General features: G+C 63.0%; 24 protein-coding genes. 19 read left to right on the top strand and 5 right to left on the bottom strand.

Annotated elements, in window-relative coordinates:
- The first annotated feature begins 91 nt into the window (after window positions 1–91).
- The 3 genes from R3F00_RS04100 (at window position 92) to R3F00_RS04090 (ending at window position 4597) form a co-directional block, all read left to right on the top strand.
- Window positions 92–2701, top strand: a complete 2610-nt coding sequence (locus R3F00_RS04100; protein ID WP_371280443.1) for a winged helix-turn-helix domain-containing protein — start codon at window positions 92–94, stop codon at window positions 2699–2701.
- Window positions 2702–3228: 527 nt separating this feature from the next.
- Window positions 3229–4245, top strand: a complete 1017-nt coding sequence (locus R3F00_RS04095) for a DUF2333 family protein (protein ID WP_371280442.1) — start codon at window positions 3229–3231, stop codon at window positions 4243–4245.
- A gap of 76 nt (window positions 4246–4321) precedes the next feature.
- Window positions 4322–4597: a GNAT family N-acetyltransferase gene (locus R3F00_RS04090; RefSeq protein ID WP_371280441.1), complete on the top strand. Its 276-nt coding sequence runs from the start codon at window positions 4322–4324 to the stop codon at window positions 4595–4597.
- Window positions 4598–4745: 148 nt separating this feature from the next.
- Here R3F00_RS04090 and ppa read toward each other — a convergent pair whose 3' ends face one another.
- Window positions 4746–5282, bottom strand: a complete 537-nt coding sequence (ppa, locus tag R3F00_RS04085) for an inorganic diphosphatase (RefSeq protein WP_371280440.1) — start codon at window positions 5280–5282, stop codon at window positions 4746–4748.
- A 301-nt stretch (window positions 5283–5583) separates the two neighbouring features.
- Between ppa and R3F00_RS04080 the strand changes: the two genes are divergently transcribed.
- Entirely contained in the window at window positions 5584–6786 is a 1203-nt protein-coding gene (locus R3F00_RS04080) for a cation:proton antiporter (protein ID WP_371280439.1), read from the top strand.
- 140 nt (window positions 6787–6926) lie between these two features.
- Window positions 6927–8396: a dihydrolipoyl dehydrogenase gene (locus tag R3F00_RS04075; protein WP_371280438.1), complete on the top strand. Its 1470-nt coding sequence runs from the start codon at window positions 6927–6929 to the stop codon at window positions 8394–8396.
- 16 nt (window positions 8397–8412) lie between these two features.
- Here the strand turns inward: R3F00_RS04075 and R3F00_RS04070 are convergent, their stop codons facing one another.
- The 3 genes from R3F00_RS04070 to R3F00_RS04060 form a co-directional block, all read right to left on the bottom strand.
- A complete protein-coding gene (locus R3F00_RS04070; protein ID WP_371280437.1) occupies window positions 8413–9138 on the bottom strand; it encodes a TVP38/TMEM64 family protein in 726 nt (241 codons plus the stop codon).
- Between the two features lie 124 nt (window positions 9139–9262).
- The gene (locus R3F00_RS04065) at window positions 9263–10960 is read right to left on the bottom strand and encodes a proline--tRNA ligase (protein ID WP_371280436.1); all 1698 of its coding nucleotides are present in this window, start codon (window positions 10958–10960) and stop codon (window positions 9263–9265) included.
- 139 nt (window positions 10961–11099) lie between these two features.
- Entirely contained in the window at window positions 11100–11501 is a 402-nt protein-coding gene (locus R3F00_RS04060) for a DUF4124 domain-containing protein (protein WP_371280435.1), read from the bottom strand.
- A 178-nt stretch (window positions 11502–11679) separates the two neighbouring features.
- Between R3F00_RS04060 and pssA the strand changes: the two genes are divergently transcribed.
- The 14 genes from pssA to ribB all read left to right on the top strand — a co-directional run bounded on the left by pssA (window position 11680) and on the right by ribB (window position 23745).
- Window positions 11680–12471 (top strand): CDP-diacylglycerol--serine O-phosphatidyltransferase, encoded by a 792-nt coding sequence (gene pssA / locus R3F00_RS04055; protein ID WP_371280434.1) that lies wholly within the window; start codon window positions 11680–11682, stop codon window positions 12469–12471.
- The gene (locus R3F00_RS04050) at window positions 12468–14174 is read left to right on the top strand and encodes a SpoIIE family protein phosphatase (protein WP_371280433.1); all 1707 of its coding nucleotides are present in this window, start codon (window positions 12468–12470) and stop codon (window positions 14172–14174) included. The genes pssA and R3F00_RS04050 overlap by 4 nt, the downstream gene beginning before the upstream one ends.
- The gene (locus R3F00_RS04045; protein WP_371280432.1) at window positions 14171–14524 is read left to right on the top strand and encodes an STAS domain-containing protein; all 354 of its coding nucleotides are present in this window, start codon (window positions 14171–14173) and stop codon (window positions 14522–14524) included. Before R3F00_RS04050 ends, R3F00_RS04045 begins: the two co-directional genes overlap by 4 nt.
- Window positions 14512–15309: an MlaE family ABC transporter permease gene (locus R3F00_RS04040; protein WP_371280431.1), complete on the top strand. Its 798-nt coding sequence runs from the start codon at window positions 14512–14514 to the stop codon at window positions 15307–15309. The genes R3F00_RS04045 and R3F00_RS04040 overlap by 13 nt, the downstream gene beginning before the upstream one ends.
- Window positions 15306–16106 (top strand): ABC transporter ATP-binding protein, encoded by an 801-nt coding sequence (locus tag R3F00_RS04035; RefSeq protein ID WP_371280430.1) that lies wholly within the window; start codon window positions 15306–15308, stop codon window positions 16104–16106. The genes R3F00_RS04040 and R3F00_RS04035 overlap by 4 nt, the downstream gene beginning before the upstream one ends.
- A gap of 64 nt (window positions 16107–16170) precedes the next feature.
- Window positions 16171–17097 carry an MlaD family protein gene (locus tag R3F00_RS04030; RefSeq protein ID WP_371280429.1) on the top strand — a complete coding sequence of 309 codons (927 nt, stop codon included), beginning with the start codon at window positions 16171–16173 and terminating at the stop codon, window positions 17095–17097.
- The gene (locus tag R3F00_RS04025; RefSeq protein WP_371280428.1) at window positions 17094–17723 is read left to right on the top strand and encodes an ABC-type transport auxiliary lipoprotein family protein; all 630 of its coding nucleotides are present in this window, start codon (window positions 17094–17096) and stop codon (window positions 17721–17723) included. Before R3F00_RS04030 ends, R3F00_RS04025 begins: the two co-directional genes overlap by 4 nt.
- Window positions 17713–18195 carry a hypothetical protein gene (locus tag R3F00_RS04020; RefSeq protein ID WP_371280427.1) on the top strand — a complete coding sequence of 161 codons (483 nt, stop codon included), beginning with the start codon at window positions 17713–17715 and terminating at the stop codon, window positions 18193–18195. Before R3F00_RS04025 ends, R3F00_RS04020 begins: the two co-directional genes overlap by 11 nt.
- 12 nt (window positions 18196–18207) lie before the next feature.
- On the top strand, window positions 18208–18693 hold the full coding sequence (gene rimI, locus R3F00_RS04015) for a ribosomal protein S18-alanine N-acetyltransferase (RefSeq protein WP_371280426.1): 486 nt from the start codon (window positions 18208–18210) through the stop codon (window positions 18691–18693).
- A gap of 151 nt (window positions 18694–18844) precedes the next feature.
- On the top strand, window positions 18845–20098 hold the full coding sequence (gene glyA / locus R3F00_RS04010) for a serine hydroxymethyltransferase (protein ID WP_371280425.1): 1254 nt from the start codon (window positions 18845–18847) through the stop codon (window positions 20096–20098).
- A gap of 174 nt (window positions 20099–20272) precedes the next feature.
- Window positions 20273–20791, top strand: coding sequence for a transcriptional regulator NrdR (gene nrdR, locus R3F00_RS04005; RefSeq protein ID WP_371280424.1), 519 nt, complete (start codon window positions 20273–20275; stop codon window positions 20789–20791).
- 56 nt (window positions 20792–20847) lie between these two features.
- A complete protein-coding gene (ribD, locus tag R3F00_RS04000) occupies window positions 20848–21915 on the top strand; it encodes a bifunctional diaminohydroxyphosphoribosylaminopyrimidine deaminase/5-amino-6-(5-phosphoribosylamino)uracil reductase RibD (RefSeq protein ID WP_371280542.1) in 1068 nt (355 codons plus the stop codon).
- Complete coding sequence (locus R3F00_RS03995) at window positions 21916–22518, top strand: riboflavin synthase (protein WP_371280423.1); 603 nt, start codon at window positions 21916–21918, stop codon at window positions 22516–22518.
- 126 nt (window positions 22519–22644) lie between these two features.
- Complete coding sequence (gene ribB / locus R3F00_RS03990) at window positions 22645–23745, top strand: 3,4-dihydroxy-2-butanone-4-phosphate synthase (protein WP_371280422.1); 1101 nt, start codon at window positions 22645–22647, stop codon at window positions 23743–23745.
- Between the two features lie 192 nt (window positions 23746–23937).
- Here the strand turns inward: ribB and R3F00_RS03985 are convergent, their stop codons facing one another.
- A complete protein-coding gene (locus tag R3F00_RS03985; RefSeq protein ID WP_371280421.1) occupies window positions 23938–25317 on the bottom strand; it encodes a dihydrolipoamide acetyltransferase family protein in 1380 nt (459 codons plus the stop codon).
- Window positions 25318–25321 lie beyond the last annotated feature (4 nt).

Here is a 25321-nt window from a genome sequence, read left to right as displayed (position 1 = left end):
ACTTGTTTCCGTGAAACCTGCAGTCCATTTTGCGGAAATTATTGCGAACAATAGTGCTTGTCGTTGAACGGATGCCGGTTAGACTCGGTCCATGCGCTATCAATTCGACCACTTCGTTTTCGATTCCCACAATGCACAGCTGAACGGGCCGAATGGCGAAATATCGCTGCGGCCGATTACTGTCCAGGTCCTGAAGTACCTTCTGGAAAACGCCCAGCGAATTGTCGGCCACGATGAGCTGCTCGACAACGTCTGGGGCCGCCAGGAAGTCAGCATCGGCGTCGTCTCGCAGTCGATACGTGAGTTGCGCCAGGCACTCGGAGATACCGCTCGCAACTCGACCTACATCGAGACCAAGCACAAGCTCGGATACCGGTTTCTCGCGCAGCCGCAAATAGTAGCCAGCGGCGCTCAGCCAGGCGATACCCGCGACACGGCGGATTCGCCACCTCGGAGTTCATCCGGCGCAACCCAAGGCAGCGTTAAGCGGGGCTGGCGCCCGCTTGTCATTGCGACACTGGCGGCCGCCATGATGCTGGCCCTTGTGGCCTGGACCTGGTCCGGATGGTCTGGCCGTGACGAGGCGCGCGAAAACTGGTCGGTGGAGCCTCTGCATGCGGGTCGCCCGCAGGAGCCCGAAGCCCTGATCTGGTACTCGCAAGGACTCGAAGCGCTGCGACGCGACGACTTGTTGGTTGCGCGCCAGCAGTTCGAGCGCGCCCTCAAGCGCGAGCCGGGCTCCGCAGCGGCGATGGCAGCCTTGGCAGAAGTGCATGCGCGCGCTGGCGAACTGAACCTGGCGCGTGAATGGGCCCGATCTGCCGCCGCAGACTCCGCGGCGTTACCGCGCTCGGCCCAGCTCCAGCTGGACGGATTCAGGGCTGGCCTCGACTATCGACACAGCGACGAGATTGCGGCCTTTCAAGCCCTGCATCAGCTTGATCCGGGTGACAGCAGCGCGGGCTTGCGCCTGCTCGATGCCCTGATCCGTGCTGGGCGAACCAGTGAAGCGAAGCAGCTGCTGGAGCGGATGGGTGAAACCCCGACTCCTTCGCTGGACCTCTCGAGGCTGGCTCTCATGAAAGCGCGATGGGCAGCTGTCCGTGGCGATCAGCGCCAGCGTGCGCTTGCCGCCGAAGAAGCGCTGCAACGAGCGGCCAGCGACTCCGCACGCATTGATGCATTGCTTGAACTGGCTTCGGCGCGCTTGCTGGGTGGCGACATGGCCGCCGTACACAAGGCGCTAGAGCGCCTTGACGTCCTGCTGGCCGAAACACCGTGGCCTGCGGCGTCGCTGCGCCGACAGCTGCTCGTGGCCACGCTGCAGCGCGAAGAGGGAAAGTTCGGCGAAGCGATTGTCACGTTCAGGAAAGCCGCGGAATTCGCGCATTCAATCGGGCAGGGCGGTCTGGCAGCCACGGCCCATCGTGAGGCGGCATTCGCGATGACTTCGACAGGAGACAATGCAGGCGCGATCGACGCACTGACAGCCATACTCGGCGAGCAGGCCACGCTGGGTGATCCGCGTGCGCAGGCCAGTACGCTGGATGTCCTGTCGATCGCCCAGCAGCGTTCCGGGGATATGGCGGCCGCTGAAGATTCAGCCAGGGCGGCCCTGCAGGCTTATCTTGACTCGGGCGATCTGACCGGCGAAGCGTCGGCGCGCAATACCCTGGGCATGCTGCTGGCACGATCGGGCCGGAGTGCAGACGCACAGGAGCAGTGGGAAAAGGCCCTTCTCCTCTTCGAGCGGGGCGGCGATCGTCGTGGCGAGGCGACGACGCGGAGCAACCTGGCAATCCTGTACGCGCGGGCTGGCCGTGTCGACGCTGCGCGCGAGGCCAGCGAAGCGGCGCTGCTGGCGTTCCGCGATGTCGATGCGACGCTGGACGTCTCGCGGCTGCAGTTCAATCTTGGCGTGCAGGATCGGCGTGCTGGTCGCATGCTTGAAGCAGAGTCCCGGTTTGGAGAGGCGCTGCAAGGCTTCACAACGATGGGTGCTGAAGATTTTCGGTTGCAGGTCATCGCCAGTCTTGCCGAGCTGGCATTGTTGCGCTCCGATCTCGATGGCGCAGCCAGCCTGCTGTCCTCGGTCAATTTCGACGACAGCGTTCCGGCGCAGCGAAGAGCGGCCATAGAAACCGCGCGTGCACGACTCGCTGCCTTGCGCGGAGAAAATGAAACCGCGGATGCCGGTTTCAGGCTGGCCATGCAATTGCGCCAGGATGCCGGGCTTGAAGACTGGTCGCGCATGAGCGCACTCGACCTGGCCGAACTTTCGGCTCGGCAGGGTCGCCTGGAGGCAGCCGAGCAATCCGCCCGGGAATTGAGGCGCAGCATGCTCGAAGCACGCGACCCGCATGCCGCCATGCAGGCAGGGGTACTTCTGGCTGGCACGCTCTCGGCGCAGGGACGCATCGAACAGGCCGAGCGCATGCTGGACGACCTTGAACAGGAGCTTGCCGACAATCCAGATGCGCTTTCGACATTGCGCGTCGACCTTCTGCGTGCCTCGCAGCGCGACGACCGCGATGGCGCCGCACTCAAGCGCGTGGCCGCGCGCGCACGCGAAATGGGGCTTGAACTGCTTGCGCTGCGAGCAGAAATGCTGACCAGGGGAAGCGAAGCCGACCTCGCCCGCTTCGAACTGGCCCGCCTCGGGGTTGCGGTCGACGGGCTGCCGCCACCGATTCCCTACTGAGGACAGGCGATCCGAAGGCTCGAGCCGGTCCCGCCGGGCCGGCCAGGATTCGGCCTTGCAGCAGAATTTCAGAATACTTTCGGAATTCCTTCATGCCTTTCCCGATATCAGGGCGCATTGTCGTGTCCATTGAGGAAAGCAGATCAGGGGCAGTGCCAAGCCGCTTGTCGGACAATCGTTGCGCACGGCACGGTGATTTCATCTCGCACGCTTGAAGGGCCGCGAATAGTCTTGTGCCGCGAAAACCTTCCAGCTCCGGACCGCCACTTCGGCGCAATCAGCTTCAGGTTCTCTGCCTGCCCGCTTTTCATCAATGGTATCGACCCGCTGCACTGACAGCGGGTCGGGGGGCGAGCCGTATCGCAGGGACGCGATGCGGTTTCGCGTTTTCCGCGCCAGCCTCAAGCCCGGGCGGCACCTCCGTTCGTTTATGACACTCGTGCGAAGATAGGCCTCTACAATCAGGGCTTCGCGAACACCGCTCACGTTCTGGCGGGGTTCGCCCGGCCAGTCCGAACGGAGGTCACATGGAATCCATCACACAACCTGCGCGTCGTTCGCGCTGGTACCTCAAGGGCAGCGTGGTCCTGCTGCTCGCCTTCGTGTTCGTCATTCTTTCCCTGATGTGGTGGTGGGATACCGAGCCGGCTTACTTCGATCCGGTCAAGGCCACCCAGGCGCGGGCCACGGCGCGGCAGCAACCGGTCGTGATCGGTTCGGCGACAACGACCGCGCTTATCGAGACAACGGAAACCATGCTGGACAAGCGCGGCGGATATCTCAGCAACGACAAGCTGCCCCCGGGCCTTCTGATGGACAATATCCCGAACTGGGAATTCGGCGTTGTCACGGCATCACGCGATCTCACTCGCGCCCTGCGCAATGAATTCAGTCGTTCGCAGACTCAATCCACCGAGGACGTGGACCTGCAGGAAGCCGAACCCCTGTTCAGTTCGCCGAACGATCGCTGGTTGCTGCCGAGTTCGGAAAGCCAGTATCGCAAGGGCGTGGAGCACATCGAGAACTACGCAAGACGACTGGCCGACAACGATCAGGACGACGCCCAGTTCTATGCGCGGGCAGACAACCTGGTTGACTACCTGTCGGTGGTTTCGACACGCCTCGGCTCCCTTTCACAGCGTCTTTCGGCCAGCGTCGGCCAGATGCGCATCGATACCGATCTGGCCAACGATCCTAACGCCCAGCAGTCCAAGCCGGCGGCCAGCTCGCGCGTTGTCAAGACGCCATGGACCCGGATTGACGACAACTTCTACGAAGCACGGGGTTACACCTGGGCCCTGCGCGAGCAACTGGATGCCATTCGAGTCGACTTCGGCGCCGTGTTGCGCGACAAGAATGCGATGGTCAGCCTTGACCAGGTAATCCGCGAGCTCGAGGAAGCGCAAAAGCCGCTGGGTAGTCCAATCGTGCTGAATGGTACGCCGTTCGGATTTTTTGCGAACCATTCGCTGGTGCTGGCCAACTACATTTCGCGGGCCAATGCCGCGCTTATCGAACTTCGCGAATTGTTGAAGCGCGGGTGAGCGTGCATGCAGCAGGCTGTTGCGTGGAGGAAACCCCCGGAAATCCGGGCATGCCGGATCGAAAAAGGAGTGGCGAATGAATATCGAAGTGGCCCATGAGTCGAACGCGCAACGCTTTGTCGCCGTGGTCGAGGGACAGGAATGTGTCATCGAATACCGGCTTTCAGGCAAGACGATGACGATCACGCATACCGGCGTGCCGGCAAGCCTCGGGGGTCGCGGGATCGCGGCGCAGTTGACCCGCTTTGCTCTCGACCATGCCCGGAGCAAGGGCTGGAAAGTGGTTCCCGCCTGTTCCTACGCGGCCGGCTATTTCGAGAAGCATCCGGAGGTTAGTGACTTGCTTGCGTAGCATGCCCGGTTCATGACGAATCGGGCCCGACGGGATCTGCAAGACACGCTGGCAGATCGGTGCGGGACAATCATGATCGCCGGGCTACCCGGCCTGGCAGCCCGGCATGGCTGGCCAAGCCGGAATTGCGAAATTCGAACCGGTTTGCTCAGCTTTCCGAAGCGCGGTGACGCTTCACGCCTTCGAGGATCTCGTTCCTGGCATCGTCGGCGTTGCCCCAGCCTTCGAGCTTGACCCATTTGCCCTTCTCGAGATCCTTGTAGTGCTCGAAGAAGTGGCCGATACGCTCGAGCCAGTGCCTGGAGACCTGATCGATATCGTTGATATGGGCATAGCCCTCGAACACTTTCGGCACCGGTACGGCGACCAGTTTTTCGTCGGCACCGGCTTCATCGCTCATGCGCAGCACGCCGACCGGCCGGCAGCGAATCGCCGAGCCGGGTACCAGTGGCAGCGGCAGGATGACAAGCACGTCAAGCGGGTCGCCATCGCCACCCAGGGTCTGCGGGATGTAGCCGTAGTTGCACGGATAGCGCATCGGCGTGGACAGCACGCGATCCACGAAGATGGCACCGGTGGCCTTGTCGACCTCGTACTTGACCGGCTCCGCGTCTTTCGGGATTTCGATGATGACGTTGATTTCGTTCGGCACATCCTTGCCGGTTGGAACGAGCTGCAAAGCCATGAGGGCTCCTTTGATTGCGGAATCCGCGCTCGGGGAGCACGGCACTGAAATGGGGCGCATATCATACGGGACTCGGTGCTGCGGTGCAGCATCCGGCTTGAGTCAGCTCGCTTCTTGAGCTGCCACATCGGGGCTTGCGGGGATTTCGGGTGACCGACAGACTCATGGCAAGCTGCGCGGAAAGCGTCGGCGTGCACCGCACGACGCGTATCGAGCCGGACGGGTCCGCAACGGCGGTCAGGAGAGCCATGCCAATGAAGACGAGTCTGCTTGCAGCGGCAGGAACCCGGGAAAGCTCCGCATGAGCGCCGCTGTCCAGATCGTGGTGGTCTGCAGCGGGATCCTGCTCTGGGCCCTGCTTTCGCGTCGACTCAGCACGAGCGTGCTCAGCCTGCCGATGATCTTCGTGGCATTCGGTTACGCCATTGGAGGCGCCGGCGCGGACATTCTGGATTTGCGCGTCAATAACGGACTCCTGCACGGGTTCGCCGAGTTCACCCTGATCCTGGTGCTGTTCACCGACGCTGCCGGCGTACGCCTGGGCGAGCTGCGCAGAACCTATGTCCTGCCCGCACGCATGCTGTTGATAGGCATGCCGCTGACCATTCTGCTGGGCACCCTCGTGGCGCAATGGGTGGCGCCGGAAGCGAGCTGGGCCACGGCGTTGCTGGTGGCTGCCATTCTTGCTCCGACTGACGCCGCCCTGGCCCAGGCGATCCTGAGCAGCGACAGTGTTCCGGGCCGCGTGCGCCAGGCGATCAATGTGGAAAGTGGACTCAACGACGGACTGGCCGTGCCGGTGATCCTTCTTGCCGCAACCCTTTGCGCAAGCACTGCGGGGATCGATTCGGATGGCGCCACTGACGGTTTCGCCAGCTTCATCCTGCTGCAGTTGCTTCTGGGGCCGCTGGTTGGAGTCGCAACCGGCTATCTCCTGGCGAAGTGTGTGGATCGTGCGGTGGACAGCGACAGCGCCAGCGACGCGGGTCGCGCCATCAGTGTTCTTGCCGGCGCGATGCTGGCCTGGTCGGTGGCGGAAATCGTCGGTGGCAACGGCTTCATCGCGGCTTTCATGGCCGGCCTGGCACTGGGCAATACGCTGCGCTGTCAGCGCGACTTCATTGTCGAGTTCATGGAGAGCGAGGGCCAGATCCTGACCATCCTGACCTTCGTCATCTTCGGCGCCATCCTGCTTCCGATCGGCCTCGAACATGCGACCGGGAAAACCGTACTGCTGGCCCTGCTTTTTCTCACCCTCATACGCATGTTGCCGATCTGGATTTCCTTGCTCGGGACCCGGCTCCAGCCGCTGGAGAAATTCAGTCTGGGCTGGTTTGGTCCGCGCGGTCTGGCGTCTATCCTGTTCGCCCTGCTGATCGACGAGCAGTACGCGATTCCGGGTTTTGACCAGATCCTCGCCTGCGTGGTGCTCACCGTGCTGTTCAGCGTATTCCTGCACGGTGCCAGCGCCGCCCCGCTGGCTCGTCTGTTCAATCCGCGCTGACGATTCCTGGCGGTCGGCTCGCGGCCTGCTCTTCCTCGTCCCCGACGGCCCGCATCATCATAGGCATCGATTGAAATCGAGCGAGCCATGCACTTGAGTCGCTATGCTGTCGGAAAGCCCAGGACAGCCAGGACGACTTGATGACGACCAGAAAGGTGGATGTAGCCATACTCGGGGCGGGGTCGGCGGGCATGTCGGCCTACCGCGAAGTCAGGAAATACACCGACAGCATCGCCCTGATCGAAGGCGGAAACTTCGGGACGACTTGTGCGCGGGTCGGCTGCATGCCTTCCAAGCTGCTCATCGCACCGGCCGATGCGCGGCATCGCATGCAGGCACTGCCCGAGTTTGGCATCAGTGCCGGTGCCTCGGTGGTGGATGGGGTGGCGGTGATGCGACGCGTTCGTGCCGAGCGCGATCGTTTTGTCGGATTCGTCCTCGATGCGGTCGCCACATTCGATCAGCGCCACCTCCTGCGCGCGCATGCCGAATTCGAGGATCCGCATTGCCTGCGCCTGACCCCGACTGCGCGAGCCGATGATCCCGCATCAAGGGTTGATCGCATCGAAGCCGGACGGATCGTCATCGCGACCGGTTCACGACCCAGGATTCCGCAGCAATTCCTGGCGGCCGGCGACCGCGTCATCGTCAACGACGACGTCTTCGACTGGCACGACCTGCCGCGTTCCGTCGCCGTGTTCGGTGCCGGAGTCATCGGCGTGGAGCTGGGCCAGGCCCTGCATCGGCTTGGCGTGCGCGTGCACCTGTTCGGTCGTGGCGGTGCCGTGGCTGGCCTGTCCGACCCCGAGGTTCGGGCCTGTGCCGCCCACACGATCCGCACCGAGGTGCCAGCCAGTCTCGACGCGACCGAAGTTCGAATCAGCCGGGAAGACGATGATGTCGTGATCAATTTCAGGGATGACGAGGGCAATCTGCAGCTGCAGCGATTCGAGTTCCTGCTGGCGGCAACCGGCCGCGTCTCCAATGTCGACAGGCTTGCTATCGAACGCAGCGGCCTTGAACTCGGTCCGCGCGGCGTGCCGCATTTCGATCCGCTGACCATGCAGACCAGCGCAAGTCATATCTTCATTGCCGGCGACTCGGCCTCCGATCGTCCGATCCTGCACGAGGCCGTCGACGAGGGGCATCTGGCCGGACACAACGCGGCGCGCCATCCGGCCGTATTCCGGCATACCCGGCGCGCGCCACTCGGCATCACGTTCTGCGATCCGCAGGCGGCCTATGCCGGACAACGCTTCGCCCAGCTCGTTGCGACCGGGGCCGATTTCGCGATTGGCGAAGTTTCCTTCGTTGACCAGGGGCGTTCGCGGGTCATGCTGGTCAATCGGGGCCTGTTGCGCATCTACGGCGAGAAGGGAACCGGACTGATTCTTGGCGCCGAAATGTTCGGGCCCGAGAACGAACATATCGCCCATCTGCTGGCCTGGGTCATCCAGCTGCGCATGACCGTGGGCGAAGTGCTGGAATTGCCGTTCTACCACCCGGTCATCGAGGAAGGCCTGCGCACCGCCTTGCGCAAACTCAACGAAGCGCTCGGCATGGGGCCGCATCCACCGAAGCGCTGTATCGACTGCGGGCCCGGTGCCTGATCGCGGGGCTGTCGAGTCAGATATTTCCGCTGTCAGCCTTTTCCGCTTCGGACTCTGCTATGGCCTTGAGCACGGCACGGTGCGCGATTTTCGATACAAGGACAATGGCAAGGATGCCCATCGCGGTACCGCCATAAACCAGCAGGGCATGCTGCCAACCGTGTTCTGCATTGTTGAAGCCGTGTGCGACCAGTTGCTTGCCGGCATGGCCGAGGTAGACCTCGACGATGACGTGGCTCATCAGGACAAGGCTGGCCAGCATGAATCCCGAGAAACGCACGCCGGCTGCGCCGAGCAGATAGCTGATCGGAGCAGGACTCAGCGGGGTCAGCCGCAGCAGGACTTGAAGGCGCAACTCATGACCGATCACGGCGCGCTGAATCGAGCGAAGCAGGGGGCGAGATTCGAGCCATCGCTGGATCGGTGTGTGCAGGATGCGGCGGGCAAGACCGTACTGAATGGCGGCAGCGAGCAGATTGGCAAACAGCATGATGGCCATGCCCCAGGCCAGGCCGAAGAGTACGCCCGCAGCAAACCCGAATACGGATTCCGGAACGAGCAGGGAAGTCCCGACCACGAAAAGGCCGACGAACGCGAGCCGCCCCCAGGGTCCGAGCCCGGCGATCCAGCCCTGGAATGCCTGAAGGTGCAGCCAGGCTTCGTGACCGATGAAGACCACGGCGGCGATGAGCAGCATCACCACGACAGCGAGCGGCACGATCGAGCGCAGCTCGCGTCTCAACAGCCGGCTCCTGCGATCGGCGTGCGGCGGGGAGTCGATCCTGCGCATCATGCCCGCTCGCCCCGTTGATCCTTCGATGGATGCTTCGATTCGATACTGATCATCCTTCCGGCACAGCGTGCAGTCAGTCGAACAATGCCAGCAGCTCGTCGCGAGACAGCGACCGGTTTTCCGCTTCGCCTCGACGCCGGTACTCGTAGGTGCCTGCCGCAAGTCCGCGATCGCCGATCACGATGCGGTGCGGAATGCCGATCAGTTCGGCGTCGGCAAACATCGGTCCCGGACGAAGGCCGCGATCATCCAGCGCGACTTCAATGCCACGTGCTTCCAGTTCGCTGTACAAACGTTCGGCTTCTTCGCGAACTGCCGCGCTCTGAGCCAGGTTGATCGGGCAGATCACGACCTGCCAAGGCGCCATCGCCTCGGGCCAGAGTATGCCGGCCTCGTCATTGTTCTGTTCGATCGCTGCAGCCACGATGCGACTGACTCCGATGCCATAGCAGCCCATCGACATGACGCGCGCCTTGCCTTGCTCATCAAGCACGGTTGCGCCGAGCGCTTCTGCGTACTTGCTGCCGAGCTGGAACACATGCCCGACCTCGATGCCGCGTGCGATCGACAGCGTGCCCTTGCCATCCGGGGATGGATCGCCCTCGACGACCTTGCGCAGGTCGGCGATGCGGGTAATCCGCGCATCGCGCTCCCAGTTGGCGCCACGGTAGTGCTTGCCTTCGCTGTTCGCGCCGCAGACGAAATCGGCAACCAATGCGGCAGCACGATCGACGATGACCGGTATCGACTCGGGAAGCTTGACCGGTCCGATGAAACCCGGCTTGCAGCCAATGCTGCGGACCAGCTCGGACTCGTCGGCCAGCACGGATTCGCCGGGCAGTTCTTCGAGTCGGGCGGCCTTGATTTCGTTGATCTCGTGATCGCCGCGCACGCACAGCGCAACAAGCCCTTCGTTGCCGCGCACGATGATCGTCTTGATGCACTGCGCCGCTTCGACACCGAGAAACGCGGAAACTTCGTCAATCGACTTCTGGGTCGGCGTATCTGCAGATTCCAGCGACGCCTTCGGGTCGGGCCGCTCGCCGGACGGCGCCAGCGCTTCGGCCTTTTCGACATTGGCGGCGTAATCCGAACCGGTCGAGAACGCGATCGCATCTTCGCCCGAATCGGCGAGCACGTGGAATTCATGGGAGGCGCTGCCGCCGATGGCGCCGGTATCGGCATCCACGGCGCGGAAGCGCAGGCCCAGCCGCGTGAAGATGCGCGTGTAGGTGTCGTACATGTTGCGGTATTCGTCGCCCAGGCTCTCGGCGTCTACATGAAAGGAGTAGGCGTCCTTCATCAGAAACTCGCGCGCCCGCATGATGCCGAAGCGCGGCCGGATTTCGTCGCGAAACTTGGTCTGGATCTGGTAGAAGTTGACCGGCAGCTGTTTGTACGATTTCAGCTCGTTGCGGGCAAAGTCGGTCACCACTTCCTCGTGCGTGGGGCCGTAGCAATAGCCGGCCTCCTTGCGGTCCCTGATCTTGAGCAGCTGGCCGCCGAATTTCTCCCAGCGCCCGGTTTCTTCCCAGAGCTCCTGAGGCTGGATCGAAGGCATCAGCATTTCGATCGCGTTGGCGCGATTCATTTCCTCCCGCACGATGTTCTCGACGCGCCGAAGGACTCGCAGGCCCAGTGGCGACCAGGTGTAGATTCCCGATGCCAGTTTGCGAATCATGCCGGCGCGCAGCATCAGCCGATGGCTGACGATCTCGGCGTCGGCGGGAACTTCCTTGACAGTAGCGAGGTGAAAGCGGGAGAGGCGCATGGGGATCAGCTCGGTCGCAGTGGACCGGCGATTCTACAGAAGCGCGCGGGATTGCACCGCGATCACGGCTTTCGAGAGGGAGAGTTTGCGGGCCGCCCCTCGTGGGCGGCCGGCGCGATACGTCGTACCCGGGCTGCGCCTAGCCGCAGAACAGCTTGATCTGGTCGGATGCCTTGTTGATGTTTTCCTGGTAGCGGATCTGCGCTTCAGGTTCGGCATCACTGCCCGGATTGCCGGCCCTGTAGGTTTCGAGATTCTTGCGCGCTGCGGCGCAGTTGCGCTCGATGTCCTCGGTGCTGTAGCCGGCTGCAGCGGCCATCTGCGGACCTTCCTTCGGTGTTTCGTCCACGTCGTCCATGGTTTCTTCGGTACTGACTCCGCTGCGTACATTCAGCTTCTTGGCAGAGGGCGTGTTCGGCGGCGGCGGCGTATCGGAAAAATGCTTGGTTCCGTTGGAATCGGTCCACGAATAGACCTGCTGTGCGCTGACAGGGGCAGCACCCAGGCAAATCAGGAGCAGTACAATAAAACGGGGCTTCATGATGGTCTCCGCGTCGGTGCGAGCCGACAGTTGGCCCTTGGGTCTCTGGCTGGTTTGGACCGGCCCGATGCCCGGAATCAGCGCACTGGATAGCACTAGTTTCGTTATCTTACAAGCACTTCGCTGCCAAATCGCATCGATCAGTTAAACTCGACACACTTTTACCACGGCATTCAGCATGGATGAATCACCTCCCAGCGCGCGCAAGCGGCCTCGCGGAATCTACTTGCTGCCGAACCTGTTCACGACAGCGGCGATGTTTGCCGGGTTTTATGCCATCGTGGCCTCGATCGGCGGGCGCTACTCCGAAGCGGCACTGGCCGTGTTCATCGCTGGCGTACTCGATGGCCTGGATGGACGAGTGGCACGCATGACCGGTACCCAGAGCGATTTTGGCGTGCAATACGATTCGCTGTCCGATCTGGTCAGCTTCGGCGTGGCGCCGGCTCTGGTCCTGTACACGTGGTCGCTGTCGTCGCTGGCCGAGTACGGCTCGTTGTGGGGCAAGGTCGGCTGGGCCGCGGCCTTCATCTATGCCGCCTGTGCGGCGATGCGCCTGGCACGCTTCAACACCCAGGTCGGCGTTGCCGACAAGCGCTATTTCCAGGGGCTGGCGAGTCCAGCGGCGGCCGGCTTGTGCATGTCGTTTGTCTGGACCATCGAAAAGTTCGACATGAGCGGCATCGATGTACAGTTCATTTCGCCGGTCATCGCCGTGGTTGCCGGCCTGCTCATGGTCAGCAATGTGCGCTATTTCAGCTTCAAGTCGTGGCCGACATCCGATCGGGTCCCCTTTATCTGGATTCCGGCCGCGTTGTTGATCATCGTCGCCCTTGCCGTCGATCCGCCACGCGTGTTGTTCGGCATCGCAGCCGCATATGTGATGTCGGGTCCGATCATGACGCTCTGGGGTTTGCGTCGCTGGCGCGAACAGCGTGCATCTCGTGGCGGCGGGAACAGCGGGGAATGAGTCCGGCGCCCGCCAGTCTGCACTCCGCAGGGGTCGCCAGCGAGGCGCGCGCCCTGGCCTTCCTTGCCGACCTGTCGGAAACCCTGGCGGTATCCCTGGACTTGCGTCAGACCCTGGACGAGGCGGTCAATCGCATTGCCGACTTCATGGGCGCCGAGGCGGCTTCGCTGTTCCTGCTCGACGAAGACGCGAAAATGCTTGAGTGCCGGGTCTGTGTCGGTCCGATCGACATTACCGGCTTGCGCATTCCGTTTGGCCAGGGTGTTGTCGGTCGTGCTGTCGCTGAAAATGCAAGCCAGGTGGTGGCGGATGCGCTGACGGATTCGCGTGTCGATCACACCACCGACAGCGATACCGGCTTCGTCACGCGCAGCCTGCTGTGCGCGCCGCTGGCCACGGCCAAGGGCCCGATTGGCGCGCTCGAAGTGGTCAACAAGCGCAGCGGCGGTGCCTTCAGCGCCGATGATGCCGAAATCCTGCGCCTGGTCGCGGCGCCGACCTCGCTGGCCATCAACAATGCACGCATGGCCCATGAGCTGGTCCAGCAGGCGCGCATGAAGCGTGAGTTCGATCTGGCCCGGCGCATGCAGAAATCGCTGTTGCCGAAGCGGCGCCGAAACGGATTCCCGCTGCTCGGCGTCAATTTGCCGGCGCACGAAATCTCCGGTGACTTCTACGACTATTTCGATCTGCCGGATGGCCGCATCGGCTTCGTCATCGGTGACGTGTCGGGCAAGGGTCTCGATGCGGCCCTGCTGATGGTGCGAGTTGCCTCCCTGCTGCGCTGGGTCGGCAAGGAAGGTACGCCGCCCGAGCAGTGGCTGGAGCGGGTCAACGAGGAACTGTGCCAGTCGAATCTGGACGGTCGCTTCGTCTGTGCCCTGGTCGGGCACTGCGATCGGCATGCGCAACACGTGCACATCGCCGCGGCAGGGTTTCCGCCGGCGATGCTCTATCGTTGCGGGGAATTCACCGAATTCTTGTCGGGTGGGGCCCCGCTGGGCATTCTTTCCGGGATGACGTTCGAAGGACGGCACATCGATCTCAGTGACGCCTCGCTCTATTGCTTCTCCGATGGCGTCACCGACGTTCGCAATGCGCAGCGGCAGACGATCGGATCGGAAGGCGTGCGTGAGTTGATCAGGCGTCACGCCGGTGCCTCTGCGGAGCCTCGCCTGCGCGGAATCTTTTCGGAGCTCAAGCACATGCGCCTGGTCGATGACACGACCTTGTTGCTGATCGAGCGCATGGACAGCGAAGGTCCCGAAGTTCTGCTGAAGCGCTGTTTCCCGGCCAAGCCGGAGCAGATGCGCGACATTCGATCCCTGCTGCGCAGCGCTCTGGATGACGCTGGCGTGGAAACCGCGATACGTGACAAGCTGGTACTGGCTGTCGACGAAGCCTGCTGCAACATCATCCGCCATGCCTACGGTCCGGAGAGTTCGGGCGATATCGAGCTGCACGTGACCAGCGAAGGTGGCAAGCTGGAGTTTCGCGTACTCGATTCAGCGCCCGCCGTGGATCCGGATTGCGTCAAGCCCAAGCCGCTTGGTGAATGCCGCAGCGGCGGCCTCGGCGTTGCCCTGATCGACACCGTCATGGACGATTGGAGTCTGCAATCGCTGCCGACCGGAACCGGAAACCGCTTGATCATGCACAAGACCATCGGCGCGCGCCGCCAGCCTGGGGAAGAACACGAATGAACGGTATCGAGCAGGAAACGGCCGCAGACTGCACACTGATCCGATTGAGCGGGGAAGTGGATCTGTCGTGGTCGCAGGAGGTTCGCCAGGCTGTTCTGAAGGCCCTGGACAAAAGCCCGCGCGTGGGCGTCTTGCTCAGCGATGTGAGCTATATCGATTCTTCCGGCATTGCTGCGCTGGTCGAGGGATTCCAGAACTCGCGCTCGAAGGGAACGGTGTTTGCGCTGGTTGCGGTCAGCGATGCGGTGCGCGCGGTGCTCGAACTGGCCCGCCTTGATCGGGTTTTCCCGATCGTGGCCGATATCGAGTCGATTCCTGCGGCCAGCGGTGGCTCTTCTTGGAAGCCCTGACCCGCCCGCTCGCGCAACTCGGCCGGGCAACGGTCGGCGCCCTCAGCAGCATGGGTTACGCGGCGATGCTGCTGTACGAATCGCTGTACCTTTCGCTGCTGGGATGGCGCATCGGTCAGCCGCTGCGGCTGCGCTCGGTATTCGAGCAGATGCGCCAGGTTGGCGTGGATGCCTTGCCCATCGTCCTGCTGTTGTCCTTTACCGTCGGCATCATGCTCGGCATCCAGTTTGTGTCTGCACTGGGCGAGTTTGGTGCCGAGTCGCAGGTCGTGATCGCCGTGGCCAAATCGGTTACGCGCGAATTCGGCGCGCTGATCACCGCGATTCTCGTTGCCGGCCGCTCCGGCTCGGCCCTGGCCGCCCGCATCGGTTCGATGACGGTCTCGCAGGAGGTCGATGCACTCGCTGTCATCGGTGTCGATCCGGTGCGCTACCTGGTTGCGCCTGCCCTGATCGCCATGCTGATCATGTTGCCGCTGCTGACCCTGTTCGCCGATGCGATCGGCATCTTTGGTGCCGCCCTTTACAGCGCTCCCGCGCTGGACATCACGCCAACGGCCTACATGCTGCAGTCGATGTCGCTGCTGAACATGGGTGATATCGGCCAGGGCATTTCCAAGAGCATCGTGTTCGCCCTGTTGATCACCCTGATCGGCGTCAGCACCGGATTCTCGGTGACCGGCGGCGCCGAGGGCGTCGGCCGCGCCACCACGCGCGCGGTTGTCCTTTCCATTTGCTGGATCATCGTCGCCGACATGGTCTTTTCGTATTTCCTGAATCGATGAACAGCGCTGCCCCCCTCATCGAAGTCGAGAAGCTCGAAGCCTGGTACGGCAAGCGGCGCATCCTGCACGAGGTCGACTTCAGCGTGAATGCCGGCGAGATCCGGGTCATCATGGGTGGATCGGGTTCGGGCAAGAGCACCTTGCTGCGCCACATGCTCGGTCTGAACCGGCCCAGGGCCGGCACCGTCAAGTTGTTCGGTACGGACTTTGCGAACGCCAGCGATCGCGAAAAACTCGACGTGCGCAAGCGCATCGGCGTTTCCTTCCAGGGAGGCGCATTGCTGACTTCGATGACCATCGGCGACAACGTGGCACTGCCCCTGCGCGAGCACACCGATCTGGATGAGCAGACCATCCGTATCATGAGCCGGCTCAAGCTCGAGGTGGTCAATCTTGGAGGTTTCCAGGATCTGATGCCGAGCCAGCTGTCCGGCGGCATGATCAAGCGCGCGGCCCTCGCGCGTGCCATCGTGATGGATCCGCGCCTGCTTTTTTTCGATGAGCCCTCGGCCGGCCTTGATCCGGTCGTCTCCGCGGAACTCGATGAGCTGATCCTGCGCTTGCGCGACGCGCTGCGCATGACCATCGTCGTGGTCACCCATGAACTGGAAAGCGCGTTCAAGATCGCCGACACCATCACCGTGCTCGACCAGGGCAACGTGCTCATGACCGGGACCACGGCCGAGGTACGCGCCGCTGACAACGAGCGCATTCAGGATCTGCTCAATCGCCGCCCGCGCGAAGTGCAGGTGGATGCGGACGAGTATCTGCGCCGACTGGTCGGGGAAGACGAATGAGCGCATTTTCCCAAGCCATTGGTAACAACGTTAGAATGACGCAGCCTTCGAGGGGAATGTTCTGGTGAAGCGCGACACAGTCAACTACGTTCTGGTCGGTGCCGTAGTCGTGCTCGGCCTTGTCCTGCTGCTGGTCGGGCTGGCCCTGATCACCGGGCGCAGCGGCGCGACCACCGACTACTACGTTCACTACCGCAACGTCACCGGCCTGCGCTATGGCGCGCCCGTGTTTTACGAGGGCTATCGGATCGGCGATGTCGGCGAAGTCGAACCCGAGCGCAGTGCCACGGGTACGCGCTACAAAGTGACCCTGTCGGTGAAGGACGACTGGGGCATTCCGAAAGACAGCGTGGCCAGCCTGCAATCGAGCGGCTTGCTGGCCGACATGTCGATCGGCATCCGCGAGGGCAAGAGTCGCGACATGCTTGCCCCGGGCGCCGAGATAAAGGGTGCCGAAAATGCCGACATATTCGCCGCGGTCGGCGAACTCGCCGGACAGGTCTCTACACTGACCCGGGAGCAGATTTCGCCGATGCTGGCCCTGCTTTCTCAGCGCGTCGACTCCATTACCGGTGCAATCGACACCAGCGCGCCCGAAATCCTTGCCCAGGCACAAGACCTGCTGGGCAAGCTGAATGGTGCATCCAGTGCGCTTGATGAATTGCTCAAGCCGGAGAATCGCGCTGCCGTCGCGGGCATTCTCGACAATGTGCACGGGCTCAGCGTGGAGTTGCGCGAAACCCGCAAGACCCTCGACGGCACCGTCGGCGAACTGGCCGAGATCGCGCGAGAGAATCGTGGCGAGATTCGCGCGTCGGTGACCGATCTGGCTACCGTCATGGCCAGTCTCTCCAGCCGCATGGAGGTGATCACGCATCATCTGGAGTCCGCCACGCGCAACCTTGATGAATTCAGTCGCGAAATCCGGCGAAATCCGGGCCAGTTGCTGCGTTCGCCGGAACCTGACGACCTTGAGGAGGGTGATCAATGAGCAAGGCGGCAGTCTGGGGTTCGCTCATTATCGGAGCCACGCTGGCGCTGGCCGGATGCGGCAACGTGCCGGGCGTTCCTGACCACACCTATTTCCGCATGCCGCCGGTCGCGAAGCTGCCGGTCAGCCCGAAGCCGGTGTTCGTGACGCCGCTTGTGGTGGGCCTGTTCAATGCAGACGGGCTCTACGCCGATCGCGCGCTGGTCTATGCGATCAATCCTGAAGCGACCGAATTGCGCCAGTATCACTACCAGCTGTGGACGGATCCGCCCACGCGTCTGTTGCAGCGACGCTTGAAGGTCGAACTGCGCGAAGCCGAGATCGCTCCGCTGGTCACGGATGAACTCGCGGCGAGTCAGGCGGCCATTCGCATCAGTGGTCAGATTCTGCGCTTTGAGCGCGTACCGACCGTCAATGGCGGATATCTGGCCAGCGTGGTGATCAAGTTGCGTGCCGATCGGCCGGATGGCACGCCGCAGACCGACGAGATCTATCGCGCTGACGTCGAGGCCGTCGACAACCGCCTGATCTCGACAACCGAGGCATTGTTCGCTGCGGCCGACCAGATCTTTGCCGAGTTCTACGAAGACCTGCTTGCCAGCGAGAAGTACGAACATGCTCGATGAGTACGGCCTTCGTCTGCTCGCCGAAATAGGAGTCGATGTCTATGCGCCGAGGCCGGCGGCCGGGTCCGCCGCGCGAGTTCCAGCCTCGGGCCAAATCGTTGCGGCAGATGCCAGCACCGGACAGACAAGGAACCGTGCCGGGGCCGATGTCCTGGTCCTTGGTTTTGCGGGCAAGGCCGGCAGGATGCGCGATGATCTGCTGCGTGCGTTTCGCTTGATCGGCCTGCGTGCCGAACTTTCGGGGACGGCAGACGCCGCGGCACTGGACGATGCGCGGAATCTCGTGGTTTTCGGTGAAGCCATGGCGCGCGAGCTGGGCTCTGGAATGCCGGCCCAGCGTCAGAATGCGATCCACTGGATCGTCACCTCGGAACCGGCTGTCCTGGCGGCCAGTGCGGCTGCAAAGCAGGGCCTCTGGGGTGAAATCAAGCGTCTGTCCCGCTTGCTGCGTGCGAGCGGAACGCAGAACTGAACCGAGCGCGACATGGTTGCAATCCTGCAGGAGCCGATTTCGAATTTTCGGGCCATGCGAGCATCGGACCTCGAGGCCATCTCGCGCATCGAACTCAGTGCCTATCCGTATCCGTGGACATTCGGGATCTTTCGCGACTGCATGGCCGCCGGCTATGAATGCTGGGTGCTCGAACGTTCCGCCGAGCTGATCGGCTACGGTGTTCTCTCGGTGGCCGGCGGTGAGGCGCATGTGCTCAACCTGTGCGTTGCGCCGGCCGAGCAGGGCCACGGGCATGGCCGGCGAATCCTGGCCCGCCTGCTGGATCTGGCCCGCTGGCATCATGCCGACCGAGTCTTTCTCGAGGTGCGCCCGTCGAACAAGGCGGCCGTAGCCTTGTATGACAGCGTGGGTTTCAACGAGATCGGCAAGCGCCCCAACTACTATCCGGGCAGGAACTCGCGCGAGGACGCCCTGGTCATGGCTATCGAACTGCTGGCCCCCGATTCGGCAGACTGAGGCGCCGAACCGGTTTCGCTGTCGCGGGCCGGGAGGGAATCCGGGGGCGTTCCGATGCCCCGAGCCGGACGTTGCCGACGGTCGGAACTCCATGATTCATGCTGCAACGCGGTAACATGGGGCTTCCCCAATGGCTGCCGAGTGATCTTCGATGTTCTCAAAGGGTCTGCGTATAGAAGGGTTTGATGCCGAACTGGCGGACGCGATTGCCGCAGAAGCCGCGCGTCAGGAAGATCATGTCGAGCTGATCGCGTCGGAGAATTACGCCAGCCCGCGCGTACTCGAGGCGCAGGGATCGGTGCTGACCAACAAGTATGCCGAAGGCTATCCGGGCAAGCGCTATTACGGCGGTTGCGAGTATGTCGACGTGGCCGAGCGGCTCGCGATCGAACGCCTCAAGCAGCTGTTCGGAGCCGATTATGCCAACGTGCAGCCGCACTCCGGCTCGCAGGCCAACCAGGCCGTGTTCCTGGCACTGCTCCAGCCCGGCGACACCATCCTCGGCATGAGTCTTGCCCACGGCGGTCATCTGACCCATGGCGCCAAGCCGAATATTTCCGGGAAGCTTTTCAATGCCGTGCAGTACGGCGTCAACGAGCAGGGTTTGATCGACTACGACGAAGTCGAGCGCCTGGCCGTGGAAAACAGGCCGAAGATGCTGATTGGCGGATTCAGCGCCTATTCGCAGGTGGTCGACTGGGCGCGCATGCGTGCCATCGCCGACAAGGTCGGGGCGATCTTCTTTGTCGACATGGCCCACGTGGCCGGCCTGATTGCAGCCGGGGTCTATCCGAATCCGGTGCCGCATGCGCATGTGGTCGCATCGACCACGCACAAGACCTTGCGCGGACCGCGTGGCGGTTTCGTGATTTCGAAGGGTTTGGGCGAGGAGCTGGAGAAGAAACTGCAATCGATCGTCTTTCCGGGCATCCAGGGCGGGCCGCTGATGCACGTGATCGCGGCCAAGGCGGTTGCCTTTCTTGAAGCTCTGCAGCCCGAGTTCAAGAGCTACCAGCAGCAGGTCGTGGTGAATGCCAAGGCGATGGCGCGCACGCTCATGGCGCGCGGCTACAAGATCGTATCCGGCGGCACCGAGAACCACCTGATGCTGATCGACCTGATCGGCCGCGAGTCCAGTGGCAAGGACGCCGAAGCCGCGCTCGGGAAGGCGCATGTCACGGTCAACAAGAATGCCGTTCCGAACGACCCGCGCTCACCCTTCATTACCTCTGGCCTGCGTATCGGCACGCCTGCGGTGACCACGCGTGGCTACGGCGAGCAGGACTGCATCGATCTGGCCGGCTGGATGGCCGACGTGCTCGATGCGCCCAAGGACGAGTCCGTCATTGCCGCCGTACGCGACAAGGTCACCGCCCAGTGCAAGGCGTACCCGGTGTATGGCTAGCGGGACGGGATTCGGGAATCGTTATTCGGGATTCGTCAGAAGCCCGCGTTGCGGACGCGCCGCCCATTCCCCGAGGAATGCCAATAACGCGCCTTCCCGAATCCCGAATCCCGAATCCCCAATCCCTGGCTTCAACCCTTTCTCCATTCCCCATTCCCCATTCCCGCTTCCCTGATGCACTGCCCGTTCTGCCAGCACGAAGACACCCGCGTGATCGATTCGCGAGTTTCCGATGATGGTTCGACCATCCGCAGGCGGCGCGAGTGCGAGCAGTGCAACGAGCGGTTCAATACCTTCGAGACCGCCGAACTGAAGCTGCCGGCCATGGTCAAGTCCGATGGGCGTCGCGAAGCGTTCGACGAGCGCAAGCTGCGCACCAGTTTCAGCCGTGCCTTGCAAAAGCGGCCTGTCGCCAGCGACGAAGTGGATTCCGCGGTGCGCGTGGTCATCGACGACCTGCGCCGCAGCGGCGAGCGGGAGGTGCCTTCGCTGCGGGTCGGCGAACTGGTCATGCGCGAGTTGAAAAAACTCGATCAGGTTGCCTATGTACGATTTGCCTCGGTCTATCGCAGTTTCGAGGACGTGCAGGCATTTCGCGAGGAAATCGAACGCCTGGAGCGCGACCTGCCGGCACTGGAAGGCATGCAACTGCCCCTGCTGGCCGAAGTGGCCGCTCGCAAGGGCAAAGTCTGACGCTTGCGTCGGATCCGGCACACCTTTCCGTGTTCAGCCCTCTCGATCATCTGCATATGGCCTCGGCCTTGCGACTTGCCGAACGCGGTCTGTTCACCACGCAGCCGAATCCGCGCGTGGGCTGCGTGATCGCACAAGGCGAACAGGCGGTCGGTAGTGGCTGGCACGAGCGCGCCGGCGGTGCGCATGCGGAAGTAGTCGCGTTGAACGAAGCCGGCGAACGGGCGCGTGGCGGAACGGCCTATGTGACACTGGAGCCTTGCGCGCATTTCGGGCGTACGCCCCCGTGTGCAGACGCGCTGATTTCCGCCGGTGTTGCGCGAGTGGTGATCGCGCATGGCGATCCCTTTGGCGAAGTGTCGGGTCGTGGCATTCGCCGATTGCGGGAGGCCGGCATCACCGTCGAGACCGGCCTGATGTCGGAGCCGGCACGCGAGCTCAATCGCGGGTTCTTCGCGCGGATCGAGCGATCCCGGCCATGGCTCAGGGTCAAACTGGCGATGAGCATGGACGGGCGTACGGCGCTGTCCAGTGGCGAGTCCAGATGGATCACCGGCGAAGCGGCACGGGCGGATGTGCAGCGCTGGCGGGCGCGAAGTTCGGCGATCCTGACCGGCGTGGGCACGATTCTGGCCGACGATCCCGCACTCACCGTGCGCGATCCGCTCTGCAAGGCGCCGGTCGCACCCGTGCGCGTCATCCTCGACCGTCACCTGCGCACGCCGCCGGGTTCGAGGGTGCTTGATGGCAGTGCGCCAAGCCTGGTCTTTCATGGACCTGATGCGAAACCTGTTGATGCCCGTTTCGAACAGGTCGAACGCCACGCGCTTGAATTGAGCAGCGAACGACTCGATCTGACTGCGATGCTTGCAGAGCTGGCCAGACGCGACATCAACGAAATCCAGGTCGAGGCCGGCCCGACCCTTTGCGGTGCGCTGTTTGCGCAAGATCTGGTCGACGAACTGTTGCTGTACGTGGCGCCGGTGCTGCTGGGCGATGCCGCGCGGCCTCTGATGAACCTTCCGGCGCTGGCCGACATGAGCGAGCGCTGGAAGCTTGAGACGATCGATCAACGCACGGTCGGCTCCGACTGGCGCCTGCTGTTGCGTTCGAGGGAGAACTGAGTGTTTACCGGAATCATCCAGGCCATCGGGCGATTGGCAGCCAGCGAGCTGAAAGGCGGCGATCGACGCATGACATTCGCTTGCACGGACCTCGGCCTGGACGACGTCCGCGAAGGGGACAGTATCGCGGTCGCCGGGGTGTGCCTGACCGCGCTCGACATCGGTGCAGATTCGTTTGCCGCTGATGTCTCGCTCGAAACCCTGAAGCTGACCACGCTCGGCGCTCTGGAGCCCGGAACGGCGGTGAATCTGGAGAAGGCGCTTCGTCTCAGCGACCGACTTGGCGGCCACCTTGTATCCGGCCACGTCGACGGGATCGGACAGGTTGTCGATATCAGGAGTGACGGCCGTTCGCAGCGCTGGCTGTTCGAGGTGCTGCCAGGTCTGGCCCGGTACATCGCAAGCAAGGGATCTGTCTGCATCGACGGCGTCAGCCTGACTGTCAATGAAGTCGAAGGGTTGCGCTTTGGCGTCAACCTGATTCCGCACACGCAAAGCGTGACGACATTCGGCGCACGGCGAATCGGCGACCGCGTCAATATCGAAGTCGATCGCATGGCCCGCTATGCAGAACGCCTGATCGAGTTTCGCGATGCGGTGTAGGAAGCGGCGTCGGCCGGGATGCTCTTGTTCCTGATGCAGAGCGAAGCGAGAGAGAAGCATCACGACTGAAGCCGTTTCCTGCAACAGAGGCAACCACCGAATACCCCGCAACCTATCGGACACGACATGAGTTTCAACACCATTGCCGAAATACTCGAAGACATCCGCGCCGGCCGCATGGTCGTGATCCTTGACGATGAAGATCGTGAAAACGAGGGCGATCTCGTCATGGCTGCGGAAAAAGTGCGTCCGGAAGACATCAACTTCATGGTTCGCGAAGCGCGCGGACTGGTGTGCCTGACCCTGACCTCGGCGCGCTGCAGGCAGCTCGGTCTGAAGCCGATGGTGCACAACAACACTTCGTCGCACCACACCAACTTCACGGTGTCGATCGAGGCGGCCGAAGGCGTGACCACCGGCATCTCTGCCTATGATCGTGCGCACACGATTCGCACGGCTGTTGCGAGAGATGCGAGACCGGAGCATCTGGCCCAACCCGGGCACATCTTTCCACTGACTGCGCAAACCGGTGGGGTGCTGGTGCGCGCGGGCCATACCGAGGCGGCCTGCGATCTGGCCACGCTGGCTGGGCTCGAGCCCGCCGGCGTCATTGTCGAGGTGATGGACGAAGACGGCTCGATGGCGCGGCGTCCGGCGCTGGAGTCGTTCGCGAGGAAGCACGGTCTGAAAATCGGCTCGATTGCCGACCTGATCCGGTATCGCCTGCAGACTGAAAACACGATCGAGCGCGTGCGCGATGTCGAGGTCGACACCGAATTTGGCGTCTTCCGTCTTGTCGTCTGGCGCGACTTGATCCACAAGGCTCTGCATTTCGCCCTGGCGCGAGGTCAGGTGGACGATGGTCAGCCCGTGCTGACCCGGGTCCATGTGCGCAATACCCTGTCCGATGTGCTGCATCTGCGCCGCGACGATCTGGGCTTGACCGTCACCGCCGCGCTGCGGCGCATCGACGATGAAGGCCGCGGTGTCGTCGTCGTACTCAGCGAACCCGGCGAAGCGGAAACGCTGCTCGATGCCCTGGCCGGTGAGGCGGTCCGAAAGGATTCGGATGCCGCCAACGAATGGCGTCAGAATGGGCTTGGTGCGCAGATCCTCTCCGATCTCGGTGTGCGCCACCTGCGCGTGCTCGGCACGCCGCGCAAGTTGATAGGCCTGGGCGGATTCGATCTCGATATCGTCGGTTACGAGGAGGTATCCGGCGGCTAGTAGCGCCAGTTCAGCGCAGGGCCTCGGCACCTTCATGGGGATGGGTCTTAGGGGCGTGTTGTAGGGGTGGGTCTCAGACCCACCCCCTTTCATTCGGCATTCGGAAAGCAGCGAAGAGCGGGCGGGTCTGAGACCCGCCCCTACGACCCGGTTACGGTGCGTTTTGGAATTTCATCGCAACGGCGAAGCAGCTCAATTCGGCTTGGCCAGATCGTCCAGCATTTCCTTGAGGAAGCGTGCGGCCTCACCGCCGGTGGCGGCGCGGTGATCGAAGGTCAGCGACAGCGGAATGATCTTGTGCGATTCGAAGCCGCCCATGACCGGCATCATCTGGTGACGACCCTTGCCGGCGGCAACGATGGCGACCGTAGGCGGCACGACTACCGGGGTCGCGTAGCGTCCGGCGAACACGCCGAAATTCGACAGCGAGATCGTGTATCCCTTGAGCTCTTCGGCCGGAATGCTGCGACTGACGACCTGGTCGCGCAGACGGTTGATGGCCTGACGAATGCCGTTGGCGTCGAGCACGTCGGCATTGCGCAAGGCCGGTACGAACAGTCCGTCGTCGGTATCCACGGCGATGCCGATGTCAACGTGCGGATGAAGGGTACGGGTGAGCTTGTCGCCGTCGAACCATGCATTGAGCGCCGGCACCGCCTGGCATGCGCGCACCAGCGAACGGATCAGGCGCACGGTGATGTCGTTGCCCGGGGCCCAGGCGTGAATATCGGCATCGTCACAGAGTGTGGTCGGGACGACCTTTGCATGTGCGTCGGCCATCACGCGGGCCATGTTGCGGCGAACGCCCTTGAGTTGCTCGGGCTGGCCGGAAACACTTTGCGTGGGAGGCGTCGTGCGCATCGGTTGACCGGATGCCGAGAGCGCCGTGCGCTGGCTCTCGGCGCGTTGCGGCGCGGCAGGCGGAGGCGTTGTGGTCGCGGCGCCTGCGGCGGCGCCCGGCGCGGCAGATCGCGCGCCCTGCTTCGCCGTTCCCGCTTCAGCGGCCGATTTCACATCCTTGAGCGTAATCACGCCGTCCGCACCGCTGGCGCTGACCCGACCGAGATCGACACCCAGCTTTTTTGCCAGGGCGCGAACCGCCGGAACGGCCTTGACGCCGCCTGCAGTCGATGCGCGCTCGGTATGCACGTGATCGCCGGCTTCCATGGCGCCGACCACGGTGCCGGAGTCGGCGCGCTCGGTGGCTTCGCCCTTGTCCGACTTCTTTTCGCCGGCTGCGGGTTGTTCCTCGGCCTTCGGCTTGGCTGCCTTTGGCGGGCCGTGATGATGACCGGTTTCTTCGGCATCGGCCCGTTGCGCCAGGCTGGCATCCAGTTCGATATCAATCAGGGCCGCGCCGGTTTCGATCACGTCGCCGGCATTGCCATACTGCTTGACGACCTTGCCCGAGAACGGCGACGGCACCTCGACGACAGCCTTGGCCGTTTCCATCGATACGAGCGGTTCGTCGAGGTGCGCTACATCGCCCGGTTTCACGAACCATTCGACGATCGTGGCATCGGGCAGGCCTTCACCGAGATCCGGCAGGTGGAAGGTTTTCGTCTCACTCATGCGT

The organism is Dokdonella sp., from assembly GCF_041395345.1.
In the GTDB taxonomy this organism is placed as follows: domain Bacteria; phylum Pseudomonadota; class Gammaproteobacteria; order Xanthomonadales; family Rhodanobacteraceae; genus Dokdonella.
This window is presented reverse-complemented; position numbering and strand designations above follow the sequence as displayed.